Raw genomic sequence first — 19,828 nt, 5'->3', positions numbered from 1 at the left:
TGAACAGCATGAACATGCCGATCTCGGCGCCATGTATACCTACAACTGCACAGCCCCGGATCAACTCAGCGGCCTGACCGCCAAGCTGTTCTCGGTATATCCCAGCCTCAGCAAGCTGACGGTGCAGGGCATATTGCCCAGCGGCCAGACCGCCGCCGAGCTGACCCCCACCGCCAACACAGTGAACTGGTGATCCCATGACGACTGCCGTGGTTGAGATCCAGGATCTCGCATTCGCCTGGCCTGGTCAGGGTGCCGTACTCGAACTGCCCTCTCTGCGGATAGAACAGGGGGAACGTGTCTTCATCAAGGGCCCCTCAGGTTCGGGAAAATCGACCCTGCTTGGCCTGCTGGCGGGGATCCAGATAGCCAACCAGGGCAAACTCAAGGTGCTGGGCCAGCCATTGGCCCAGCTCTCAGGTCGGGCGCGGGATCGCTTCCGCGCCGACCATTTGGGTTATATCTTCCAACAATTCAACTTGTTGCCATTTTTGAGCGTGCTGGACAATGTCACCACAGCACTCACTTTCGCGCCACAAAAGCGCGCCAGACTCCAGGGTTCGCCCGAACAAGAGGCTCGTCGCCTGCTCGGTGAACTGCAACTGCCCGGCGATGCCCTGATGCGGCCTGTCCATGCCCTGAGCATCGGCCAGCAGCAACGGGTTGCCGCCGCCCGCGCCCTCATCGGCTCACCCCAGCTGGTAATCGCCGACGAACCCACCTCGGCGCTCGATACCGACAACAGGGCCGCCTTCATCCGCCTGTTATTCGAGGAGTGCGACAAGCAGGGCAGCACCCTCATCTTCGTCAGCCACGATCCCCATCTCGAGCCCCTGTTCCCCCGGGTTGAAAACCTGCAAACACTGAACCTGAGGTCCACATGCTGAAACTTGCCCTGCAAAGTCTCTGGGCCCGCCGTCTCACCGCCGGCCTCACCCTGCTGGCAGTCGCCATCAGCGTCACCTTGCTGCTTGGAGTGGAACGGGTGCGGATGCAGGCACGCGACAGCTTCGCCAATACCGTTTCGGGTACGGATCTCATCGTCGGCGCCCGCTCCGGTCAGGTGAACCTGCTGCTCTACTCCGTGTTTCGTATCGGCAATCCCACCAATAATGTCGGCTGGGATTCCTACCAATCCATCAAGGATAAGCCCGGCATCGCCTGGACCATCCCCCTCTCCCTCGGCGACTCACACAAGGGTTTCCGAGTATTGGGCACCAATGGCGACTACTTCACGCACCTCAAATACGGTCGCCAACAAGCCCTGGCGATGCGGGAGGGGCGTCCCTTCCAGACACCGTTCGAGGCAGTGCTCGGCGCCCAGGTGGCGGCCAAGCTCGGCTACCACATAGGCCAGTCCATCGTCATCGCCCATGGCGCCGGCAATACCTCGTTCAGCCAGCATGACAACCTGCCCTTCACCGTCGTGGGCATACTGGCGCCGACGGGCACCCCCATCGATCGCACCGTGCATGTGCCGCTGGCGGGCATAGAGGCGATCCATCTGGGCTGGGACACAGGTCGCCACAGCAAGAATGTCACCGCCGATCAGGCACTGGAGCGGGATCTCACCCCCAAGACCATCACCGCCTTCATGGTGGGATTGAGCAACCGCATCCTGGCATTCCAGCTGCAGCGTACCATCAACACCTACCCGGGCGAGCCGCTGATGGCGATCCTGCCCGGGGCCGCCCTGCAGGAGCTGTGGGCCATGATGAGCGTGGCCGAGACGGCGCTCTCCGTCATCGCCGCCTTCGTGGTGGTTGCCGGTCTCATCGGCATGCTCACTACCTTGCTGGCCGGGCTCAACGAACGGCGCCGCGAGCTCGCCATACTGAGGTCCCTTGGCGCAGGCCCGGGGCACCTGTTCACCCTGCTGACTATGGAGGCCATGGCCCTGACCAGCCAGGGCATAGTGCTTGGCGTCGCCGCCCTCTATCTGGGCCAGGGGCTTGCCTCGCCCTGGCTGCTCAGCCACTATGGCCTGCAACTTGGCCTGGCACTGCCGAGCGCCTACGAATGGCAACTGCTGGGGCTGGTCTGGCTGGCGGGGGTGGTCATAGGCCTGCTGCCTGCCGCCCGTGCCTATCGCTACAGCCTGAGCGACGGCATGAGCATTCGCGTGTGAAGAATCGAGAAGGACAGAAGATGATGTTGAGACTCATGGTCATGTTGGCAAGCCTGCTGGTGTTGCCAGCCCAGGCCGCCGAACCATTCAAGACCCTGGATTGGGATGCCCTGCTGCCGCCGGGCCAAAGCGTGCTGCCACCGCCTCCGGTGCCTCATGATGGCGACATGAGCTCGGTGCCGCAGCCCGTCGGGGAGGTCAACCAGGCACTGGACGGCCAGGAGATCCGCCTGCCCGGCTTCGTGGTGCCACTGGAAGGGGATGCCAAGAAGGTCACCGCCTTCCTGCTGGTGCCCTATTTTGGCGCCTGTATTCATGTGCCGCCCCCGCCCACTAACCAGGTGGTCTATGTCAGCTACCCCAAAGGCGCCCCCGTGGATGACCTCTGGGATGCCATCTGGGTCAAGGGCAAGATCAAGACGGTGAGCACCAGCCAGGATATGGCTAACACCGGCTACAGCATGGAGGCGGTCGAGGTCGCCGTCTACGAAGAGTAATCCCGGGGATATGCTGTCGAGACGTGAACCCTCGACCATCACCATCAACCAATAGTCACCAACGCGGCCCCTCCGGGGCCGTTTTGCTAACTGAGTCCCAACCTGTCGCACGGGGGTATTACCGGTCGGGCCAACTAGAGTAACATCTGACCCCAGTCCCCCTGTGCATGGAGCCGCCATGGCCGATCTGCCCCCACCCAAGAAAGAGAGTGCCATCCTCAGCAGCCAGGAGCAGACCCTGCGCCTGGCCCGCAGCCGGGGCATAGACGGCATGCTGACCCGCAACACAGACAGCACCTTCGAGCAGAGGGCAAGCTTTCGCCAGTTGGCGGATCAGGCGGCGCGCCAGCGCAACCTGGAAGCCATCATGGTGATGGCGTCACGCCACTGCGAAGAGACCGCCGCTGGCGGCGAGATGGACAGCGACTGGCTGACCCGTTTCCTGCAACTGGCCGAGGACATCAGCATGGTGCCCATGCAGCAGTTGTGGGGCCGCATCTTCGCCATCGAGGTTGCCACTCCCGGCCGCTTTTCAATACGTGCCCTGGCCACCCTCAAGGAGATGACCCAGCGCGAAGCCATGCTGTTTCAGCGAGTCTGCGCCCTCTCCTGCCACTATGCGGGCAGCGATGAGCAGCGTCTGCTGCTGGGCCTGCACAAGGGCGCCAGCCTGCTCACCCGCGCCAAGGTGACCCGCCTTGGCCTTGGCAAATACCGGCTCCCATATGGCGCCCTGTTGCAGCTGTTCGAGCTGGGTTTGCTGCACAGGGGCGAACTGGAATCCGGTCCGCTGCCCGCCGACGGAGTGGAACTGGCGTTTGGCAACCAGCAGTGGCGCCTGCAACGCAAGCAGGCCAACATCACCCTGCTCTACTACCGCCTGACGCCTGTGGGCAATGAACTCGCCCAGCTGTTACAGGAGTCACCACTGGAGGAGTACCTGCAGGATCTGAAAACCGTGCTCGGTCAGGGGCTCACCATGGAGGTGAGCGTCACCACAGCCCCGGCCCAGGAAAACGAAGGGGTCTGATGGCCCCAGAGCCCCCCCCCATTAGGACACCCACCATTTTGAGCAAGCCTCTGCATGGCTGGCGGCGGTTACCGTGATGACGTCATGATTGAGGACTGTGGAGCAGGTAAGGAGAGATAGTTGCGGTGTTGGCTTAAAAAGCTACTTTTCAGCCACCGTCAACTTGGCATCAGAGACTTGTGCCGGGGCTCAGGGTGCGGTGCAACTCAAGGTAACGGCTGGTGACATCGTCGCTGGCCACAATGCTCTGCGTAACGCAGGCAGCGCGTCTTGTCGCCCATCACCCTGATACCCCGCCGCCGAAACAGTGTCACTTGTCGCAACCACTGCACTTCATCAAGGCTCAGCCGCTGCAAGATGGGAGCCAGCCCCTCCGGAATATGGCCCCGCTTGTCTGCTCTGATGGCACGGCCGGTCCAGTCTACCAGCATCAGATAGTCAATGAAGACACATGGCAACCCGTCCTGTTTGCCCGGGTTGGCAAACGGCAGCAACAACGGAGGCAATGTGACTTTGGGCTCCTCGTCCTCAAGACGTTGTTTGATGCTGGTGTAATCACTTTGCTCCGGCCTGTCGGCCAATGCAGCCCGGACCGGGTTCAAATCAACATAGGCCATGCAGGCCAGCAGAGCCGACTCTGTCAGCAGCGCCTGAGTTTTGAAGCGTCCTTCCCAAAAGTGGCCCTTGCAGCCATCTTCCTGATTGGCCTGTCGCGCCATGCTCTCGTTGAGCAATCGCACAAACCAGCTGATGGAGTGCAGCCGTTCACGCCACTCAGCGATAACCCCTCGAACCACTTCGAGCTCGGGCGCAATCAGGGATTCATGCTGATACCAACGCCGCACTAATGGCGGCCATTGAAACAGCGCAGCCCAGCGCTCGGCCACTTCTCGCTCGCTCCACCTCGCGGCGGTTTCGAACTCGACTTTGAGCACCAGATGATAGTGGTTGCTCATCACGGCATAGGCGCATACCCCGATGGCAAACTGGCGGGATAGTTGGCCAATCCGGTCAACCACCCACTGGCGTCGGTGCTCATAGCTATGGCCAGAATGCGCATCTTGCCCACACAAGAAAGCCCGCCGCACACAACGGCTGACCACATGGTAATAGGGCGTGTCTTGCAGGCTGATCTGGCGTGAACGCGCGATGGTCATGACACACTCCTCGACGGGCTACCCATCAAGCGAAGCTGCATGCTACGCTGCTGTCAAATTGGTGGGTGTCCCAGATTTCCCAATATTTATTTTACTAATTGGAGATGGAAAATGGGAAAAAAAGAGACCTCAAAAGGTGAAGTTGTAGCTCACATTGTTAGATCTGAATCTGTAATTAGCCTAGGTAAAGAATATGCAGAGCTGGGCATAGACGCAGCTTTAGAGTCAGGAGCACTTAAAGAAATTCCTTTTGTCAGCACAGTCGTAAGCATGTGCAATAGTATCAGCATGGTTAAAGATCATATATTTGCAACCAAGCTAATTAAATTTATTGATCAGTTATCAGACATACCACTGCACGATAGAATGATAATGATTGATAAGTTAAACGAAGATGATAAGTTCGCCGGAAAAGTAGGCACTGCACTAATTGAAATCCTCGATCGCATGGAAAGTGAAGCAAAGCCAGAATTAGCAGCAAAGTGTTTTTCTGCTTACGCCAAAGAAATTATTAACTATAGCCAACTTCGTCACATGCTTCATGCACTTGAGAGAATACCAACATTTGAAATCAATGGGATTGCACTATTTTCTCAATCAACGACAAGAGAATCACTCAACATGGAAGAGTCGACTCTATTGGCGTATGTAAATGCGGGATTAGGTGTTAATAATGGTGGTTTAGATGGAGGTGTAATAATTCCAACAGAGCTTTGTCGCTTATTTATAAGCAGCGGAATTATTCCAGCCCGTAGGTTCGAATAGCGCAGCGTATTCGGACAATCGCGAATAACCCCCCGCGATATAAGCAGGGATCGGAAGAACCCCTTGCGGGGTTGCTATCGGCAGACTTTAGGCAGCTCAAGGCTCATCGGTACCACTATAAGCTGGATTTATGGGTTTTCCGATAATGACCGACTTTTGCTTATAGTGGCTACCGCCAGCCCATCAGCGCCTGTGGTGGCCAACTGGCCCGCTGCCGGGCGCTTGTTATACGTTCTTCCGATCCAACTACAGGTAGTTCCCCTGCCTTAGCGCAGTAAGCAACTCATCCACCAACACTTCCACCGATTTACCGGCATTGAGCAGATGAATTTCCGGCCGTTCCGGCGCCTCATAGGCGGAGTCGATGCCGGTGAAGTTACGGATCTCCCCTGCCCGCGCCTTTTTGTAGAGCCCCTTGGGGTCGCGCTCTTCACAGACGGCGAGCGGCGCATCGACAAAGACCTCGACAAACTCCCCTTCACCCACGAGATTGCGCACCAGTTGCCGCTCGGCACGAAACGGCGAGATAAAGGCGGTGAGCACGATAAGGCCCGCATCCACCATGAGTTTTGCCACCTCGCCGACCCGGCGGATATTCTCCTGTCTGGCGGCATCATCGAAGCCAAGATCGCCACAGAGGCCGTGGCGCACATTGTCGCCATCGAGCAGATAGGTATGCTTGCCTTCCGCAGCCAGCGCCTGCTCCAGGGCCCCCGCCAGGGTGGATTTTCCCGCCCCGGAGAGCCCGGTAAACCAGATCACCTGCGGCTTTTGCCCCTTCAATTCAGAACGGCTCTGTTTGCTGACGGCATGGTCGTGCCACACGATATTGCTCATCTAAAACTCCTTGTTTGGCATTGACGCTGCCACGCTGAAACTCTTCTGACTTCCGCAACCAAGCTTCTGCCCATCAATGGACGGGGCTTGCCGCTGCCCACTGCTGCGCATCTCAACCTCTTGCATCGCACCCGCCTTTATCACCCGCCATCTCACATCAAAACGGAAACAGCAGGGGCACCATGATGATCACCCCAATGCTGTAGGCCAGAGACACAGGCAGGGCCAGCTTGAGGTAGTCCGGCATCTTGTAGTTGCCCGCCGCATAGACCATCAGATTGGTCTGATAGCCATAAGGCAATATAAAGCTGGAGCTGGCACCAAACAGCACCGCCAGGATGAACGGCATGGTCGAGACATCCATGCTGAGCGCCAGCTGGTAACCCATGGGGAAGGCCAGGGCGGCCGCGGCGTTGTTGCTCATCAACTCGGTCAGCACCAGGGTGAAGAAGTAGATGCCGATAAAGGCGATGATGGGGCTGGCACCATTGAACTCCCCCATCAAGGCGTCGGCAATCAACTTGGCCAGACCACTGCTCTCCAGCTGATCGGCGATGGCGAGCGCGCCGCCCACCACCAGCCAGATGTCGAGAGGAAAGCGGCGGCGGATCTCGTCCAGGGTCAGGATGCGAGTGAACAATAGCGCTACCAGCATCATGAGCAGCCCCTTGAACAGCGGCACCAGATCCAGCACCGACAGCGCCAGCACCCCGAGAAAGCCCACCACCACGGCGGCGCTGCGCTTGCCATCAAGCCGGGTCGAGGCTTCCAGTCCGCTCACCACCACAAACTCCCGGGAGAGTGACTTGTTGCTCGCAAACTTGGGGCCCGGCGCCAGCAGCAGGGTATCCCCCGCATGCAGCTCAATCTGGCCGAGGCCGCCGGTGAGCTGAGTCTCGCCCCGGCGTACCGCCAGCACCACCGCATCGAAGTGGGTGCGAAACTCGGCATCCTTGATGGATTGCCCCACCAGTCGCGAGCTGTGACTGACGATCACCTCCACCAGATGCTGACCGTTGAGCCGGTGCTGGCCATAGAGTTCCAGTCCCTTGAGCTCTTGCAGCACGCCGACGCTCTCCACGTCGCCGCAAAACAGCAGCATGTCCCCCTCGTGCAGCTCGTGCTCCGGCTGCACCGGGCAGATCACCTGACTGCCGCGAATGATCTCCGCCAGATAGAGGCTTTTGAGGCTGCGCAGCCCGTTCTCCTTGACGCTGCGCCCCGCCAGCGGCGAGCCTGCGCCCACCTTGGCTTCGAGAAAATAGCCGGATTCCCGGCTCATCTCGGTATCCTGCTCCGGCAGATAACGGGCAAACAGCAGCACGGCCGCCAGACCGGTCAGCAGGGTCCCCGCCCCCACCATGAAGAAGTCGAACATGCCAAGGGGCTCGGCCCCCATCTTGATGAGGAAGCTGTTGACGATGAGGTTGGTGGAGGTGCCGATCAGCGTCAGTACGCCACCGAAGGTGGCGGCGAAGCACATGGGCAGCAGCAGCCGGGAGGGGGCATGGTTGGGATTGCGTTTGACCGCCCCCAGCATCGAGGCCACCACGGCGGTGTTGTTGACGAAGGCCGACAGAAAGGCAGTAGAAAACCACAGCTTTACCAGCACCTTGTTGAACGACCCCGTGCCCACCAGATTGGCGAACCAGCTCATGACCCGGGTCTTCTCCACCGCCAGCGACACCAGCAGCAGCAGCACCAGGGTCAGCAGGGCGCTGTTGGTGTAACCCGCCACCACGGCGTTGATGTCCGCCAGCCCGCTCAGATAGGTGATGAGCACGGCGCCCGAGAAGAGCAGCGCCGGACGGAGTTTACCCTGGATCAACAGGATGATAAGGGCAGCCAGCAGACCCAGCACCAGGGATTGTTGCCAGGTCATGGACTTACTCCTTGCTGTTGGTGATGGTCAGCGCCTGCCAGTGGGGGAAGTGCTTGCGTACCAGTGCATTGAATTCAACTTCAAACGCGCTGTACTGGCCCTGGACCGCCTTGCCGGCCAGTCCTTCCACTATCATGCCAGCCCCGACGGTGACGTTGGTCAGCCGGTCGATCAGGATGAAGCTGCCGGTATCGCGGATATCCGTGTATGGATCAAACGCCACCGGGTCGGTCAGACTCAGCTCACACAGACCTATCTCGTTGAGCTTGAGCTCGCTGGCATCCAGCTCGTCCAGCTTGTTGATCTCGATGCGATGACGGATGACCTCCACCTGACCACGGGTCTTCTTGGTGGCCAGCTTGATGTCATAGACCCGGCCCGGTTGCAGGGACTCCTCCCCCATCCAGACGATGTGCGCCAGCACGTTCTGGGTCACTTGCGGCCGCTGGGCGGCGTCCACCAGCAGATCGCCACGGCTGATGTCGATTTCATCGGCAAAAGTCACAGTGATGGCCTGACCCGGCAGGGCATATTCCAGGTCCCCATCGAAGGTGACGATGCGGGTCACAGTGCTCTCCTTGCCGGACGGCAGCACCGCAAGCCGGTCGCCGACCCGCAGAATGCCGGAGGCCAGGGTGCCCGCGAAACCGCGAAAATCGAGGTTGGGGCGGTTGACGTACTGCACCGGCAGACGCACCGGATGACGCTCCAGCTCGCGCTCGACCTCCGCATTTTCCAGCAGGGAAAGCAGGGTCTCGCCCTGATACCAGGCCAGCTTGTCGCTCTCATTGACCACGTTGTCACCGTCCAGGGCGGAGACAGGCACTATCTGTATGGTGTCGACGTTGAGCTTTTTGGCGAATTCGCGGTAATCGGCACTGATGCGATCGAACACCTCCTGGCTGAACTCCACCAGATCCATCTTGTTGACCGCTACCACGAACTGCTTGATGCCGAGCAGGCTGGCGATAAAGCTGTGGCGACGGGTCTGATCCAGCACACCCTTGCGGGCATCGATCAGAATGATGGCCAGATCGCAGGTGGAGGCACCGGTCGCCATGTTGCGGGTGTACTGCTCGTGACCCGGGGTATCCGAGATGATGAACTTGCGCTTGGCGGTCGAGAAATAGCGGTAGGCCACGTCGATGGTGATGCCCTGCTCGCGCTCGGCCTGCAGGCCGTCCACCAGCAGCGCCAGATCCAGCTTCTCGCCGGTGGTGCCCAGCTTCTGGCTGTCGGATTCCAAGGCTTTGAGCTGATCTTCATAGATCTGCTGGGAGTCGTGCAGCAGGCGACCGATGAGAGTGCTCTTGCCGTCATCCACGCTGCCGCAGGTGAGAAAACGCAGCAGGCTCTTGTGCTGCTGGGCATACAGGTAGGCTTCAATGCCCTGTTCGCTGATGGCGGTCTGAATATGGTTGTTCATGATGCGATTCCTTAGAACATTTTTTTAGAAATAGCCCTGACGCTTCTTCTGCTCCATGGAGCCGGCCTGATCGTGGTCGATGAGCCGCCCCTGCCGCTCGCTCGAGGTGGTGATCAGCATCTCCTCGATGATCTCCGGCAGTGTGGTGGCATTGGATTCGATGGCGCCGGTCAGCGGGTAGCAACCCAGGGTGCGAAAACGCACCAGCTCCTGCTTCACCTCGTCATCCGGGCCTATGGGCATGCGCTCGTCATCCACCATGATCTTGATGCCACTGCGCTCCACCACCGGACGCATGGCGGCAAAGTAGAGCGGCACTATGTCGATGTTTTCCAGATAGATGTATTGCCAGATGTCGAGCTCGGTCCAGTTGGAGAGCGGGAACACCCGGATGCTCTCCCCCTTGTTGACCTGGCTGTTGTAGACGCGCCACAGCTCGGGCCGCTGGTTCTTGGGGTCCCAGCGGTGAGACTTGTCACGGAAGGAGTAGACCCGCTCCTTGGCCCGGGACTTCTCCTCGTCGCGGCGCGCCCCGCCGAAGGCGGCATCGAAGCCGTATTTGTTGAGCGCCTGCTTGAGCCCCTCGGTCTTCATGATGTCGGTGTGCTTGCCGCTGCCATGCACGAAGGGGTTGATGTCCATGGCCAGACCGTCCGGGTTCTTGTGGACAATGAGATCCAGCCCGTATTTCTCGGCGGTTTCGTCCCGGAACTTGATCATCTCCTTGAACTTCCAGTTGGTGTCCACATGGAGCAGGGGGAAGGGGATCTTGCCCGGGTAGAAGGCCTTGCGGGCCAGGTGCAACATGACGGAGGAGTCCTTGCCGATGGAGTACATCATCACCGGGTTCTCAAATTCGGCAGCCACCTCGCGGATGATGTGGATGCTCTCGGCTTCCAGCTGCTGCAAATGGGTCAATCTTTCACGGTCCATGTCGGGTCCTCTGGTCTGGCTAACGCGCGTGGTCAGAGCGCGGTTCGGGTTCAGTTCGATAAGGCTCAGGCCTCACCGGCAAATCAAGTCGGGTGGGTCAGGCCAGGCTGACCAGCTTCAGGTCGCAGCCACGTGGCTCGCCGTTTTGCTCATCGTTTATCTCTGCGCTTTTCTCGCCACTTTTCTCGCCAAACCAGGCGAGTCGGTCACGCAGTGACACCACCTCGCCAATGACGATGAGCGAGGGGCTTGCCGCATGCCGGGCCAAGGTGGCCAGCTCCCCCAGGGTACCGGTCAATACCTTCTGCCGGGTCTGGGTGCCGCGCTCTATGATGGCAATCGGCGTCTGCGGCTGGCGGCCATGGTCAATCAGCTGCTGCTGGATATGTTCGGATCGCATCAGCCCCATGTAGATAACCAGAGTCTGGTTGGTGGCCGCGAGCTGCTGCCAGTCAGGCTCCTTGCCCGCTTTCTGGCAGTGGCCAGTAATGAAGACGGCGCTCTGGGCATGGTCGCGGTGGGTGAGCGGTATGCCCGCATAGGCAGTGGCGCCAGCGGCGGCCGTGATGCCGGGCACCACCGAGAAGGGGATCCCCTCGTCTGCCAGCACCTCCAGCTCCTCACCGCCGCGACCAAACATGAAGGGATCGCCCCCCTTGAGACGCACCACCCGGTTGCCCGCCTTGGCGTATTGCACCAAGAGGCGGTTGGTTTCGTCCTGGGGCACGCTGTGATCGCCCGCCTTCTTGCCCACCGAGATCAGGGTGGCATCCCGGCGCACCAGATCCAGGATTTCGGGGGAGACCAGCTGGTCATAAAGCACCACTTCCGCCTGCTGGATCTGCTGCAACCCCTTGAGGGTCAGCAAGCCAGGATCGCCGGGGCCCGCACCCACCAGCACCACCTCGCCCAGCTCGCGCTGCGCCTTGTCCAGCCCCTCATTGAGCCACGCTTCGGCACGCTGCCAATCCTGCTTCTCGATGAGGCCAGCCAGGGCATTGGAGGCAAAGGCCCGCTCCCAGAAGCGGCGGCGGTCGGAGATCGAACTCAGCAACTCTTTGGCGCGATGACGCACTCGCCCCGAAAGCTCGGCCAATCCGCCCAGATGCCTAGGCAGCAGGCTTTCGAGCCGCTCGCGCAAGAGGCGCACCAGTACAGGAGCCTTGCCACCGCTGGAGACAGCCACCATGATGGGGGAGCGGTCTATGATGGAGGGGAAGATAAAGCTGGAGCGCGCAGGGTCATCGACCAGGTTGACGAACAGACCCAGTTCGGTCGCGCTCTCATAGACAAGGGCATTGACGTCGTTATCGTCGGTGGCGGCCACCACCAGCAGTTGACCCGCAAGATGGGCTGGCTCAAACCGCACTGGCAGATGGTTGAAACGGCCAGCCAGTTCATCAAATTCAGAGGCCAGGACAGGGGAAACCAGCGTCAGTCTGGCACCCGCCGCCAGCAGCAGGCGAGCCTTGCGCAGGGCCACTTCACCGCCGCCGACCAGCAATACGGGACGGCCTTCCAACCGGGCAAACATAGGTAAGTAATCCATCTCGACGCATCCCTTGAAACTGCTTAACTCAGGGGACTATAGGCAGGCTTACTTATCCCTCAAAATAATAAAAAATGCTTTTTAAGACGTTTTAGTAATTAAAAACTGCCGCTAAGCGAGCCAGAATAAACCCAAGCTTGTGGTGTTTCAGGCTAAGGCATAGGCTAGTGCCTGTGTTTCATAAGGAGCTGATAATGAATGAGTCACTGATAGTCCTAGGGATTTTCGTCTTCTTGGTAATAGCGACCCTGGGAGCCGGCATCAAGATAGTGCCTCAAGGCTACAACTGGACAGTTGAACGCTTCGGACGCTATACCCGCACCCTGTCACCCGGTCTGAACCTGCTGATCCCCTATGTCGACCGCGTGGGGCACAAGATCATCATGATGGAGCAGGTACTCGACATCGCCGCCCAGGAGGTCATCTCCCGGGATAACGCCAACGTCACCATAGACGCCATCAGCTTCGTGCAAGTGGTCGACGCCCGCAAGGCAGCCTATGAGGTCAACGACCTCATCAGCGCCATCCGCAATCTGACCATGACCAACATGCGGACCGTGCTCGGTGCCATGGAGCTCGACGAGATGCTCTCCCAGCGCGACACCATCAACGAGAAGCTGCTGCGCACCATGGATGCCGCCACCGCCCCCTGGGGCATCAAGGTGACCCGGATCGAGATCAAGGATGTCCGCCCCCCCCTGGCACTGGTCGAAGCCATGAATGCCCAGATGAAGGCCGAGCGCCAGAAACGGGCCGAGGTGCTGGAGGCTGAAGGGGTACGTCAATCCAAGATCCTCAAAGCCGAGGGGGAGAAACAGTCCCAGATCCTCAAGGCCGAGGGTGAGCGTCAGGCCGCCTTCCTCGCCGCAGAGGCACGGGAGCGGGCCGCCGAGGCCGAAGCCAAGGCGACTCACATGGTCTCCAAAGCCATCGCCGAGGGGGACATGCAGGCCATCAACTACTTCGTGGCCCAGAAGTACACGGAAGCACTGGCCCGGATCGGCGAAGGCCCCAACAGCAAGATCATCATGATGCCGCTGGAAGCGGGCAGCCTGATTGGCTCCGTGGCTGGCATGGCCGAGCTGTTCAACAAGGGCGATAAAAAATGACAGCGCTGCTGGTGAGCCTGACCCACTGGCACTGGCTGGGACTGGGCTTCGTGCTGCTCGCCATCGAGGTACTGGGGTCGGTGGGCTTCCTGCTCTGGACCGGCATTGCGGCGCTGGAGGTGGGTCTGCTGCTGCTGATCTGGCCCTTCGGCTGGCAGTTGCAATTGCTGCTGTTCGCCCTGCAATCCCTGATCACCACCTGGGCCTGGTGGCGTTGGCAACACGCTCGCGACCGATCTAGCCGTGATGCGGCGGCCCCCATCAACGAACGGATGCACAGCTATCTGGGCCGGGAGCTGACGCTGCTTGATGATGTCAGCCAGGGGATGAGCCGGGTTCATCTGGATGACACTGTCTGGACGGTGCGCTGTGCCAGCAACCTGGCCGCCGGTAGCCGGGTCAAGGTGGTGGGCACAGACTCCCACATCTTGCTGGTCGATCCCCTGCCCTGACCGCCGGGATAAATGACAAGCCAATAAAAAGGGCTCCACGGAGCCCTTTGTCATGATGCCAGCTGGCTGGCATCCACTCGGCGATTCGCGATAGCGCTAGAGACTGCCGCCATCGAGCGCGGCCTTGAGCAGATCCTTCCAGCTCAATATCCCGACCAGCTGCCCCTGCTCGAGCACCGGCAGGCAAGATACCTTCTTGTCCAGCATCAGCCGGGCAGCATAGGCCAGGGTCTGGTGAGAGGAGATGGTGACAGGATCCCGAGTCATGATCTGGTGAGCGCGGCGATTGAGGGTTTCGGTATCGCGGCTCTGCTCGGCGGCAGAATCCAGATAGGGACTCAGCGCCTGGAGCAGATCCCGATCGGAGATGATGCCAATCAGCTTCCCCTCTTCGATGACCAGCAAATGGCGAAACTTGGCCTGCTCGAAAATATCCTTGATGACACTCAGGCGATCGTCCATCTCAACGGTCACCACGCGGCTAGTCATGATGGTTTCAACCTGCATGGCAGACTCCTTATCCAGGGGCCGGGATACCTATCCCGACGGCGGGGCCTGGGACAACACCGTCCAGACTTCCCTTTTATGACATCTTTATCGGCGCCGCACCAGTCGGCTCAAGTGCAAAACGGCGTCATTTCACGTAACATCCCGTCAGTTTCATCCCCGGTTCCCGAACGCGCAGATCCCTGTCATGGTAATATCTGCACCGGTTTTATTCTTCATTTTCGAGCAAGCAGATCCCACCCATGATAGTTGCCAGTCAAATCGAACTGATCCGCGGCGGCCGCAAGCTGCTGGACAACGCCTCCGCCACCATACATCCGGGCCACAAGGTGGGCCTGGTCGGCAAGAACGGTTGTGGCAAGTCCACCTTCTTCGCCCTGGTCCGTGGCGAGCTTTCCATAGACAGCGGCAGCTTCTCCCTGCCCGTCGGCTGGCAGATAGCCGGTGTCGCCCAGGAGACCCCGGCCCTGGACTGCTCGGCCCTCGACTACGTGATCGACGGCGACAAGGAGTTTCGCGCCCTCGAAGCCCAGCTCGCCCGGGCCGAGCAGGATGACAATGGCCTGCTGGTGGCCGAGCTGCACGGCAAGCTCGACACCATAGGTGCCTACAGCATCCGCGCCCGCGCGGCCGAGCTGCTCCACGGCCTTGGCTTTAGCGATGAGCAGCTAGGTTCGCCGGTGCGCAGCTTCTCCGGTGGCTGGCGTATGCGCCTGAACCTGGCCCAGGCGCTGCTCTGTCGCTCGGATCTGCTCTTGCTCGATGAACCGACCAACCACCTGGACTTGGATGCCGTCATCTGGCTGGAGAGGTGGCTCAAGGGCTATCAGGGCACACTGGTGCTCATCTCTCACGACCGGGATTTTCTCGATTCCGTCATCAATCGCATCATCCATATCGAGAATGGCCGCCTCAACGAATACACCGGGGGTTACTCAGACTTCGAACTGCAACGGGCCGAACAGCTGGCCCAGCAGCAGTCCATGTATGAGAAGCAGCAGCGGGAAATGTCCCACATGCAGGACTATGTGGACAGATTCCGCTACAAGGCCTCCAAGGCCCGTCAGGCCCAGAGTCGCCTCAAGGCCATGGAGCGGATGGAGAAGATCCTGCCTGCCCACGCCGATTCCGAATTCAGTTTCGAGTTTCGCGAGCCCTCCGCCCTGCCGACCCCACTCATCGTCATGGAGAACCTCAGTGCCGGTTATGGCGACAAGGTGATCCTGGAGAAGATCAAACTCAATCTGGTTCCGGGTTCCCGTATCGGCCTGCTGGGCCGTAACGGCGCCGGCAAATCCACCTTCATCAAGATGCTGTCGGGCACCAATCCGCCGCTGTCTGGCAAGCTGGAGGTGAGCGCCGGGGTCAGCATCGGCTACTTCGCCCAGCATCAGCTCGAGACGTTGCGACTCGACGATACCCCCCTCGATCACCTTGCCCGTCTCGCCCCGGACAAGACCGAGCAGGAGCTGCGCAACTATCTGGGCAGCTTCGGCTTTCACGGCGACAAGGCGCTGGACAAGGTGGCGCCCTTCTCCGGCGGCGAAAAGGCACGGCTGGTGCTGGCCCTCGTCACCTGGCAAAAACCGAACCTCTTGCTGCTCGATGAGCCGACCAACCACCTGGATCTGGAGATGCGCCACGCTCTGACCATGGCGCTGCAAGGTTTCGAGGGGGCCATGGTGGTGGTTTCCCACGACCGTCACCTGCTGCGCACCACCACGGATGACTTCTATCTGGTACACGGTGGCCGGGTCGAGGCGTTCGATGGCGACCTTGACGACTACCACAAGTGGCTCGGTGAGCAGGAGAAAGAGGCCAACGCCAAACCCGGCGACGGGCTGGTGACCGCCAACTCGGCCCTGGGGCGCAAGGATCAGAAGCGACGCGAGGCGGAGTTCCGTCAGCAAACCCGGCCCCTGCGCCAGAAGCTTGAAAAACTGGAAGCGAGCATGGAGAAACTGCAAGGCAAGCTGGCCGCAGTGGAAGCGCAGCTCGCCGATCCCGCCATCTACGAAGAGAGTGCCAAGGCGCGTCTCTCCGAGCTGCTCAAATCCCAGGGCCCCATCAAGGAGGAGCTGGACGAGGTGGAGATGGCGTGGATGGCCCTCAGTGAAGAGCTGGAAACCATGGAGTCAGCCTTCTTTGAGCAATGACCTGATGAGCGGCGGCAGTGGCCTGCCCAGCCCGCTGCGCTTCTGGCACTGGAGCGGCAAGCTCTATGGCAGCCGCAGCCAGGACTGGCTCACCGTGCAGAGCCAAGGGGGCAACGTCAACCTTGCCCTGCTGCTGCATTGGCTGGATCTCGCCGAACTCAGCGTGGATCTCACCGAGCTGCAACCCGCGCTGATGCAGACCGAAGCCGTGCTCGCCCCCTGGCGTGCCCTGCGCCAATGCGCCAAGTCGCGGCTGGACGAGGATGAGTATCAGGCCATGCTGGCCCATGAACTGGAGCTGGAACAACTGCAGCAAGGTGTGCTGCTGCAGTGTCTGCGCGCCTCGCCCCCACGCCGGGAGCCAGGCCACAATTTGATGAACTACCTGACTTTATTGGGCGCCGAACAGGGGCCATTGAGAGATCTAATATGCTGAGCTATCGCCACGCCTTCCACGCCGGTAATCACGCCGACGTCCTCAAACATGCCGTACAGGCCCTGATCATCGAGTCTCTCAAGAAGAAGGAGAAACCCTTCATCGTGCTCGATACCCATGCCGGTGGTGGCTTGTACGACCTGCGCGGCGACTGGTCCCAGAAGAAGGCCGAGTATGCCGACGGCATAGGACGGCTGTGGGAAGAGCGGAGCGACTGGGCGCCCATGGCCCCCTATCTCGGCGTCATCGAAGAGATGAATAGCGATGGTCAGCTGCACTACTACCCGGGCTCGCCGGAGCTGTCGCGCCGCCTTATCCGCGAGCAGGACAAGCTGGCGCTGATGGAGCTGCACAACAACGAGGTGGAGGACCTGCGCGCCAACATGGGCTATGACCCCCGTGTCGCCGTCCACCATCGCGACGGTTTCGAGGGGCTGGTGGCCCTGCTGCCGCCGACTCCGCGCCGCGGCCTGGTGCTGATCGACCCACCGTACGAACTGAAGGAAGACTACTTTGCCGTGGTCGATACCCTGAAAAAGGCGCAGAAGCGCTGGGCGACCGGCATCTATGCCCTCTGGTATCCCATCCTCGGGCAGGAGGCGGACAAGTCGCGCGACATGCTCAGGGCCATCAAGCGGGAAAACTTCGGTAACGTCCTGGTGGCGGAGCTGGAAGTGGCCGGTCAGACCGCCGACTGGGGCATGAACGGCTCCGGCATGCTGATCGTCAGCCCCCCCTGGCTGCTGGATGAGCAGATCGAAGCCTTCCTCAAGCCCCTGTGCGCCAAACTGGCCCAGGGCGCCGGCGCCCAGTACAGGGTCGAGTGGCTCAACAAGGCCGAGGATTAATCCCCGCGCCCACGCAGCAACCGAGCTTAAAAACAAAAAGCCCCATCATGGGGCTTTTTCTATTGGTGCGGCGGCCTGTGTTTGTGCGACAACCTGTGCAGCCCTTATGCGCGGGCGGGCAGATCCTGTTTCAGCGCCAATATCAGCAAGGCCAATATGGCAAAGGGCGGTGCCAGGCAAAGCAGCACGCACAGGAAGGTGACAAGCACAGGATGGCGGCTCTTGCGACGGGCCAGTCGCCAGGCCACGACGCCGACGACGATCATCAGCAGCAGGGCGAACAGCACAAACAGGTTGGAGTTGATGGTCATGAAAGCTCCTTTTTCATGGCGAAAGCCCAGTCTGGCTGCGTTGCGGACAGCGAACTACACCCCACCATGATGGTGGAATACTCCCCTTTGATAGGTAATCCCTATTCAGCCAATAGATGAGAATAGTTTTCATTTATAGTGATTGTGGTGGATACTGCTGTCATCACCAGAGGGAGTCACCATCATGAAAAAACCATCAGCTTTGCCATCCTGCACTTCGGTGTCGCCTTTACCGTGGCTTACCTGCTGACCGGTGAGCTGCTGACTGCCAGCCTGATCGCCCTGATCGAGCCTGCCGTCAACACGGTCGCTTTCTACTTCCACGATCAGGCCTGGAACAGATTCAAGCCGGGTCACAGCCTGAATGCCAAGACCAGCAGCTTTGCCCTGGTGCACTTCTCGGTGGCGTTCGGCGTCGCCTACCTGCTGAGCGGCGAGTTGATCACCGGCGGCGTGATGGCACTGATCGAACCTGCCATCAACACGGTTGTCTTCTTCTTCCACGAGCGTCTGTGGCGCGCCCGCCAGCAACTGGCGCTGGCATAAGAGAAGAGCGCAAGTTCTGCCAAACGGGGCCGCCCGGCGCGAAAAGCGCTCGGCGGCCCCGCTGCATTATGTTGTAGAGTGTGCTGTAGTAACCGGATATCCCACTCTTTTTACTGGAGTCTTTCCGATGAACAAGCTGCTGCTTGGCCCCCTTCTCTTTGCCCCTCTGCTGGCCTGTGCCGCTACCCCTTCCTTTGACTGTGCCAAGGCGAAGGGCGCCACCGAAACCCTGATCTGTAAGGATGCCGGGCTGGCGGCACTCGACAACGAACTGGCCGCCCTCTACCCAAAGGCGCTCGCCGACCTCTCCCAAGAGCAGCTCAAAACGGAGAAGGCCATGCAGCGCGGCTGGATCAAGGGTCGCAACGACTGCTGGAAGGCCAAGGATCTGCGCCAGTGCGTGGAAGAGAGCTACCAGCTGCGGATCACTGAGTTGCAGATAAAGGGGGGTCAGTTGATGGTGCCGACGCCGGTCGATTACCAGTGCGGCAAAGACGTCAGCCTCTCGACCTACTTCTATAACGACGCCAAGCTGCCCGCCGCCGTGATCAACCTGAGCGAAGGGGACAGCCAGCAACAGGTGCTCGCCTATGAAGCCCCCAGCGCCAGCGGCGCCCGTTATGAAGGCCAAAACCTCGCGCTCTTCACCAAGGGCAACGACGCCAGCCTGGAGCGTTACGGCCAGCCGACGCTTAGCTGTACTGAGATCCCGACCAAGGGCAACTGACCGCAGTACGGGGGCCGCCAGCAAGCGGCCCCCTTGCCGACCACAATCGCGCCCCGCTATGCCAGAGGGTGGCCTCAGCCATCCAGAGTCACACACTCGCTAGTGCCGTCTTTCGAAAACGCCTCCCACAACTCCCCACCATCTATCGATCACACCACCTTATTTATTAATTTGTTGATCCTGCCCAGAAATCTTCTATCTCGTCCTTCCCCTCCGCACCACACCCGCTAACATACCCGATTGGCAACACACGCCTCATCGGAGTCACCCATGAGCCACGCCAACCCTCACCTCTTGGTCAAAAGCAGCACACTGGAGGCTGAAATTCAGGGGCGGTAGCTATGCCGGCGTTTGCTATGGCCAAGGTCACACTGCTTTTCTATACAGTCGTCATGGTTGTGCAAAAAGAAGAGGTCAAGGGAATACAATCAGCTTCAGAGGTAGGCAGGTAACTCATTGATTTAAAATATTATTTATAAACTCCTGAATCAAGGTGAAGCGGAGTTAGATAGAAGGCGGTATTAATGTGTTA

General features: G+C 59.9%; 21 protein-coding genes. 13 read left to right on the top strand and 8 right to left on the bottom strand.

The window, feature by feature from the left end; all coding sequences use genetic code 11:
* From G113_RS10815 to G113_RS10795, 5 genes are all read left to right on the top strand, one after another.
* Positions 1-193 (top strand): ZrgA family zinc uptake protein (locus G113_RS10815; protein ID WP_005901316.1); only part of this gene is annotated, 193 nt, incomplete at its 5' end.
* 4 nt (positions 194-197) lie between these two features.
* Positions 198-887, top strand: a complete 690-nt coding sequence (locus G113_RS10810) for an ABC transporter ATP-binding protein (protein WP_005901314.1) — start codon at positions 198-200, stop codon at positions 885-887.
* Entirely contained in the window at positions 881-2,128 is a 1,248-nt protein-coding gene (locus G113_RS10805; RefSeq protein ID WP_005901311.1) for an ABC transporter permease, read from the top strand. The genes G113_RS10810 and G113_RS10805 overlap by 7 nt, the downstream gene beginning before the upstream one ends.
* Before the next feature lie 23 nt (positions 2,129-2,151).
* Positions 2,152-2,625, top strand: a complete 474-nt coding sequence (locus G113_RS10800; RefSeq protein WP_005901309.1) for a DUF3299 domain-containing protein — start codon at positions 2,152-2,154, stop codon at positions 2,623-2,625.
* 178 nt (positions 2,626-2,803) lie between these two features.
* The gene (locus G113_RS10795) at positions 2,804-3,655 is read left to right on the top strand and encodes a TIGR03899 family protein (RefSeq protein ID WP_005901307.1); all 852 of its coding nucleotides are present in this window, start codon (positions 2,804-2,806) and stop codon (positions 3,653-3,655) included.
* Positions 3,656-3,861: 206 nt separating this feature from the next.
* On the opposite strand, the gene G113_RS10790 is transcribed toward G113_RS10795, so the two are convergent.
* Positions 3,862-4,812: a transposase gene (locus tag G113_RS10790; RefSeq protein WP_005901304.1), complete on the bottom strand. Its 951-nt coding sequence runs from the start codon at positions 4,810-4,812 to the stop codon at positions 3,862-3,864.
* Between the two features lie 111 nt (positions 4,813-4,923).
* On the opposite strand from G113_RS10790, the gene G113_RS10785 reads away from it, so the two are divergent.
* Positions 4,924-5,577 carry a hypothetical protein gene (locus tag G113_RS10785; RefSeq protein WP_005901303.1) on the top strand — a complete coding sequence of 218 codons (654 nt, stop codon included), beginning with the start codon at positions 4,924-4,926 and terminating at the stop codon, positions 5,575-5,577.
* A gap of 246 nt (positions 5,578-5,823) precedes the next feature.
* On the opposite strand, the gene cysC is transcribed toward G113_RS10785, so the two are convergent.
* From cysC to cysG, 5 genes are all read right to left on the bottom strand, one after another.
* A complete protein-coding gene (gene cysC, locus G113_RS10780; protein ID WP_005901301.1) occupies positions 5,824-6,414 on the bottom strand; it encodes an adenylyl-sulfate kinase in 591 nt (196 codons plus the stop codon).
* Between the two features lie 157 nt (positions 6,415-6,571).
* Positions 6,572-8,296: an SLC13 family permease gene (locus G113_RS10775; RefSeq protein ID WP_005901299.1), complete on the bottom strand. Its 1,725-nt coding sequence runs from the start codon at positions 8,294-8,296 to the stop codon at positions 6,572-6,574.
* Positions 8,297-8,300: 4 nt separating this feature from the next.
* Positions 8,301-9,722, bottom strand: a complete 1,422-nt coding sequence (cysN, locus tag G113_RS10770) for a sulfate adenylyltransferase subunit CysN (RefSeq protein ID WP_005901297.1) — start codon at positions 9,720-9,722, stop codon at positions 8,301-8,303.
* Positions 9,723-9,746: 24 nt separating this feature from the next.
* The gene (cysD, locus tag G113_RS10765; protein WP_269077635.1) at positions 9,747-10,691 is read right to left on the bottom strand and encodes a sulfate adenylyltransferase subunit CysD; all 945 of its coding nucleotides are present in this window, start codon (positions 10,689-10,691) and stop codon (positions 9,747-9,749) included.
* 61 nt (positions 10,692-10,752) lie between these two features.
* Positions 10,753-12,204, bottom strand: coding sequence for a siroheme synthase CysG (cysG, locus tag G113_RS10760; protein ID WP_040319132.1), 1,452 nt, complete (start codon positions 12,202-12,204; stop codon positions 10,753-10,755).
* A 194-nt stretch (positions 12,205-12,398) separates the two neighbouring features.
* Between cysG and G113_RS10755 the strand changes: the two genes are divergently transcribed.
* Complete coding sequence (locus G113_RS10755) at positions 12,399-13,313, top strand: SPFH domain-containing protein (protein ID WP_005901292.1); 915 nt, start codon at positions 12,399-12,401, stop codon at positions 13,311-13,313.
* Positions 13,310-13,765 carry an NfeD family protein gene (locus G113_RS10750; protein ID WP_005901291.1) on the top strand — a complete coding sequence of 152 codons (456 nt, stop codon included), beginning with the start codon at positions 13,310-13,312 and terminating at the stop codon, positions 13,763-13,765. Before G113_RS10755 ends, G113_RS10750 begins: the two co-directional genes overlap by 4 nt.
* A 96-nt stretch (positions 13,766-13,861) precedes the next feature.
* On the opposite strand, the gene G113_RS10745 is transcribed toward G113_RS10750, so the two are convergent.
* On the bottom strand, positions 13,862-14,272 hold the full coding sequence (locus G113_RS10745) for a CBS domain-containing protein (protein WP_005901290.1): 411 nt from the start codon (positions 14,270-14,272) through the stop codon (positions 13,862-13,864).
* A 242-nt stretch (positions 14,273-14,514) separates the two neighbouring features.
* Here G113_RS10745 and G113_RS10740 point away from each other — a divergent pair, with 242 nt between their 5' ends.
* Genes G113_RS10740 through G113_RS10730 form a run of 3 tightly spaced genes read left to right on the top strand, consistent with a single transcriptional unit; the run spans position 14,515 to position 17,712 of the window.
* Positions 14,515-16,428 carry an ABC transporter ATP-binding protein gene (locus G113_RS10740; RefSeq protein ID WP_005901289.1) on the top strand — a complete coding sequence of 638 codons (1,914 nt, stop codon included), beginning with the start codon at positions 14,515-14,517 and terminating at the stop codon, positions 16,426-16,428.
* Positions 16,429-16,432: 4 nt separating this feature from the next.
* Positions 16,433-16,864, top strand: a complete 432-nt coding sequence (locus G113_RS10735; protein WP_040319134.1) for a DUF2390 domain-containing protein — start codon at positions 16,433-16,435, stop codon at positions 16,862-16,864.
* Entirely contained in the window at positions 16,858-17,712 is an 855-nt protein-coding gene (locus G113_RS10730) for a 23S rRNA (adenine(2030)-N(6))-methyltransferase RlmJ (RefSeq protein ID WP_005901287.1), read from the top strand. The genes G113_RS10735 and G113_RS10730 overlap by 7 nt, the downstream gene beginning before the upstream one ends.
* Positions 17,713-17,816: 104 nt before the next feature.
* On the opposite strand, the gene G113_RS10725 is transcribed toward G113_RS10730, so the two are convergent.
* Entirely contained in the window at positions 17,817-18,023 is a 207-nt protein-coding gene (locus tag G113_RS10725; protein ID WP_005901286.1) for a hypothetical protein, read from the bottom strand.
* 138 nt (positions 18,024-18,161) lie between these two features.
* On the opposite strand from G113_RS10725, the gene G113_RS10720 reads away from it, so the two are divergent.
* Entirely contained in the window at positions 18,162-18,569 is a 408-nt protein-coding gene (locus G113_RS10720) for a DUF2061 domain-containing protein (RefSeq protein WP_005901285.1), read from the top strand.
* Between the two features lie 127 nt (positions 18,570-18,696).
* Entirely contained in the window at positions 18,697-19,296 is a 600-nt protein-coding gene (locus tag G113_RS10715; RefSeq protein WP_005901284.1) for an MliC family protein, read from the top strand.
* Positions 19,297-19,828: the final 532 nt, after the last annotated feature.

It is taken from the genome of Aeromonas molluscorum 848 (assembly GCF_000388115.1).
In the GTDB taxonomy this organism is placed as follows: Bacteria; Pseudomonadota; Gammaproteobacteria; order Enterobacterales; family Aeromonadaceae; genus Aeromonas; species Aeromonas molluscorum.
The sequence above is the reverse complement of the archived record's forward strand: the minus strand, read 5'-3'. Positions and strand labels throughout refer to the sequence as shown.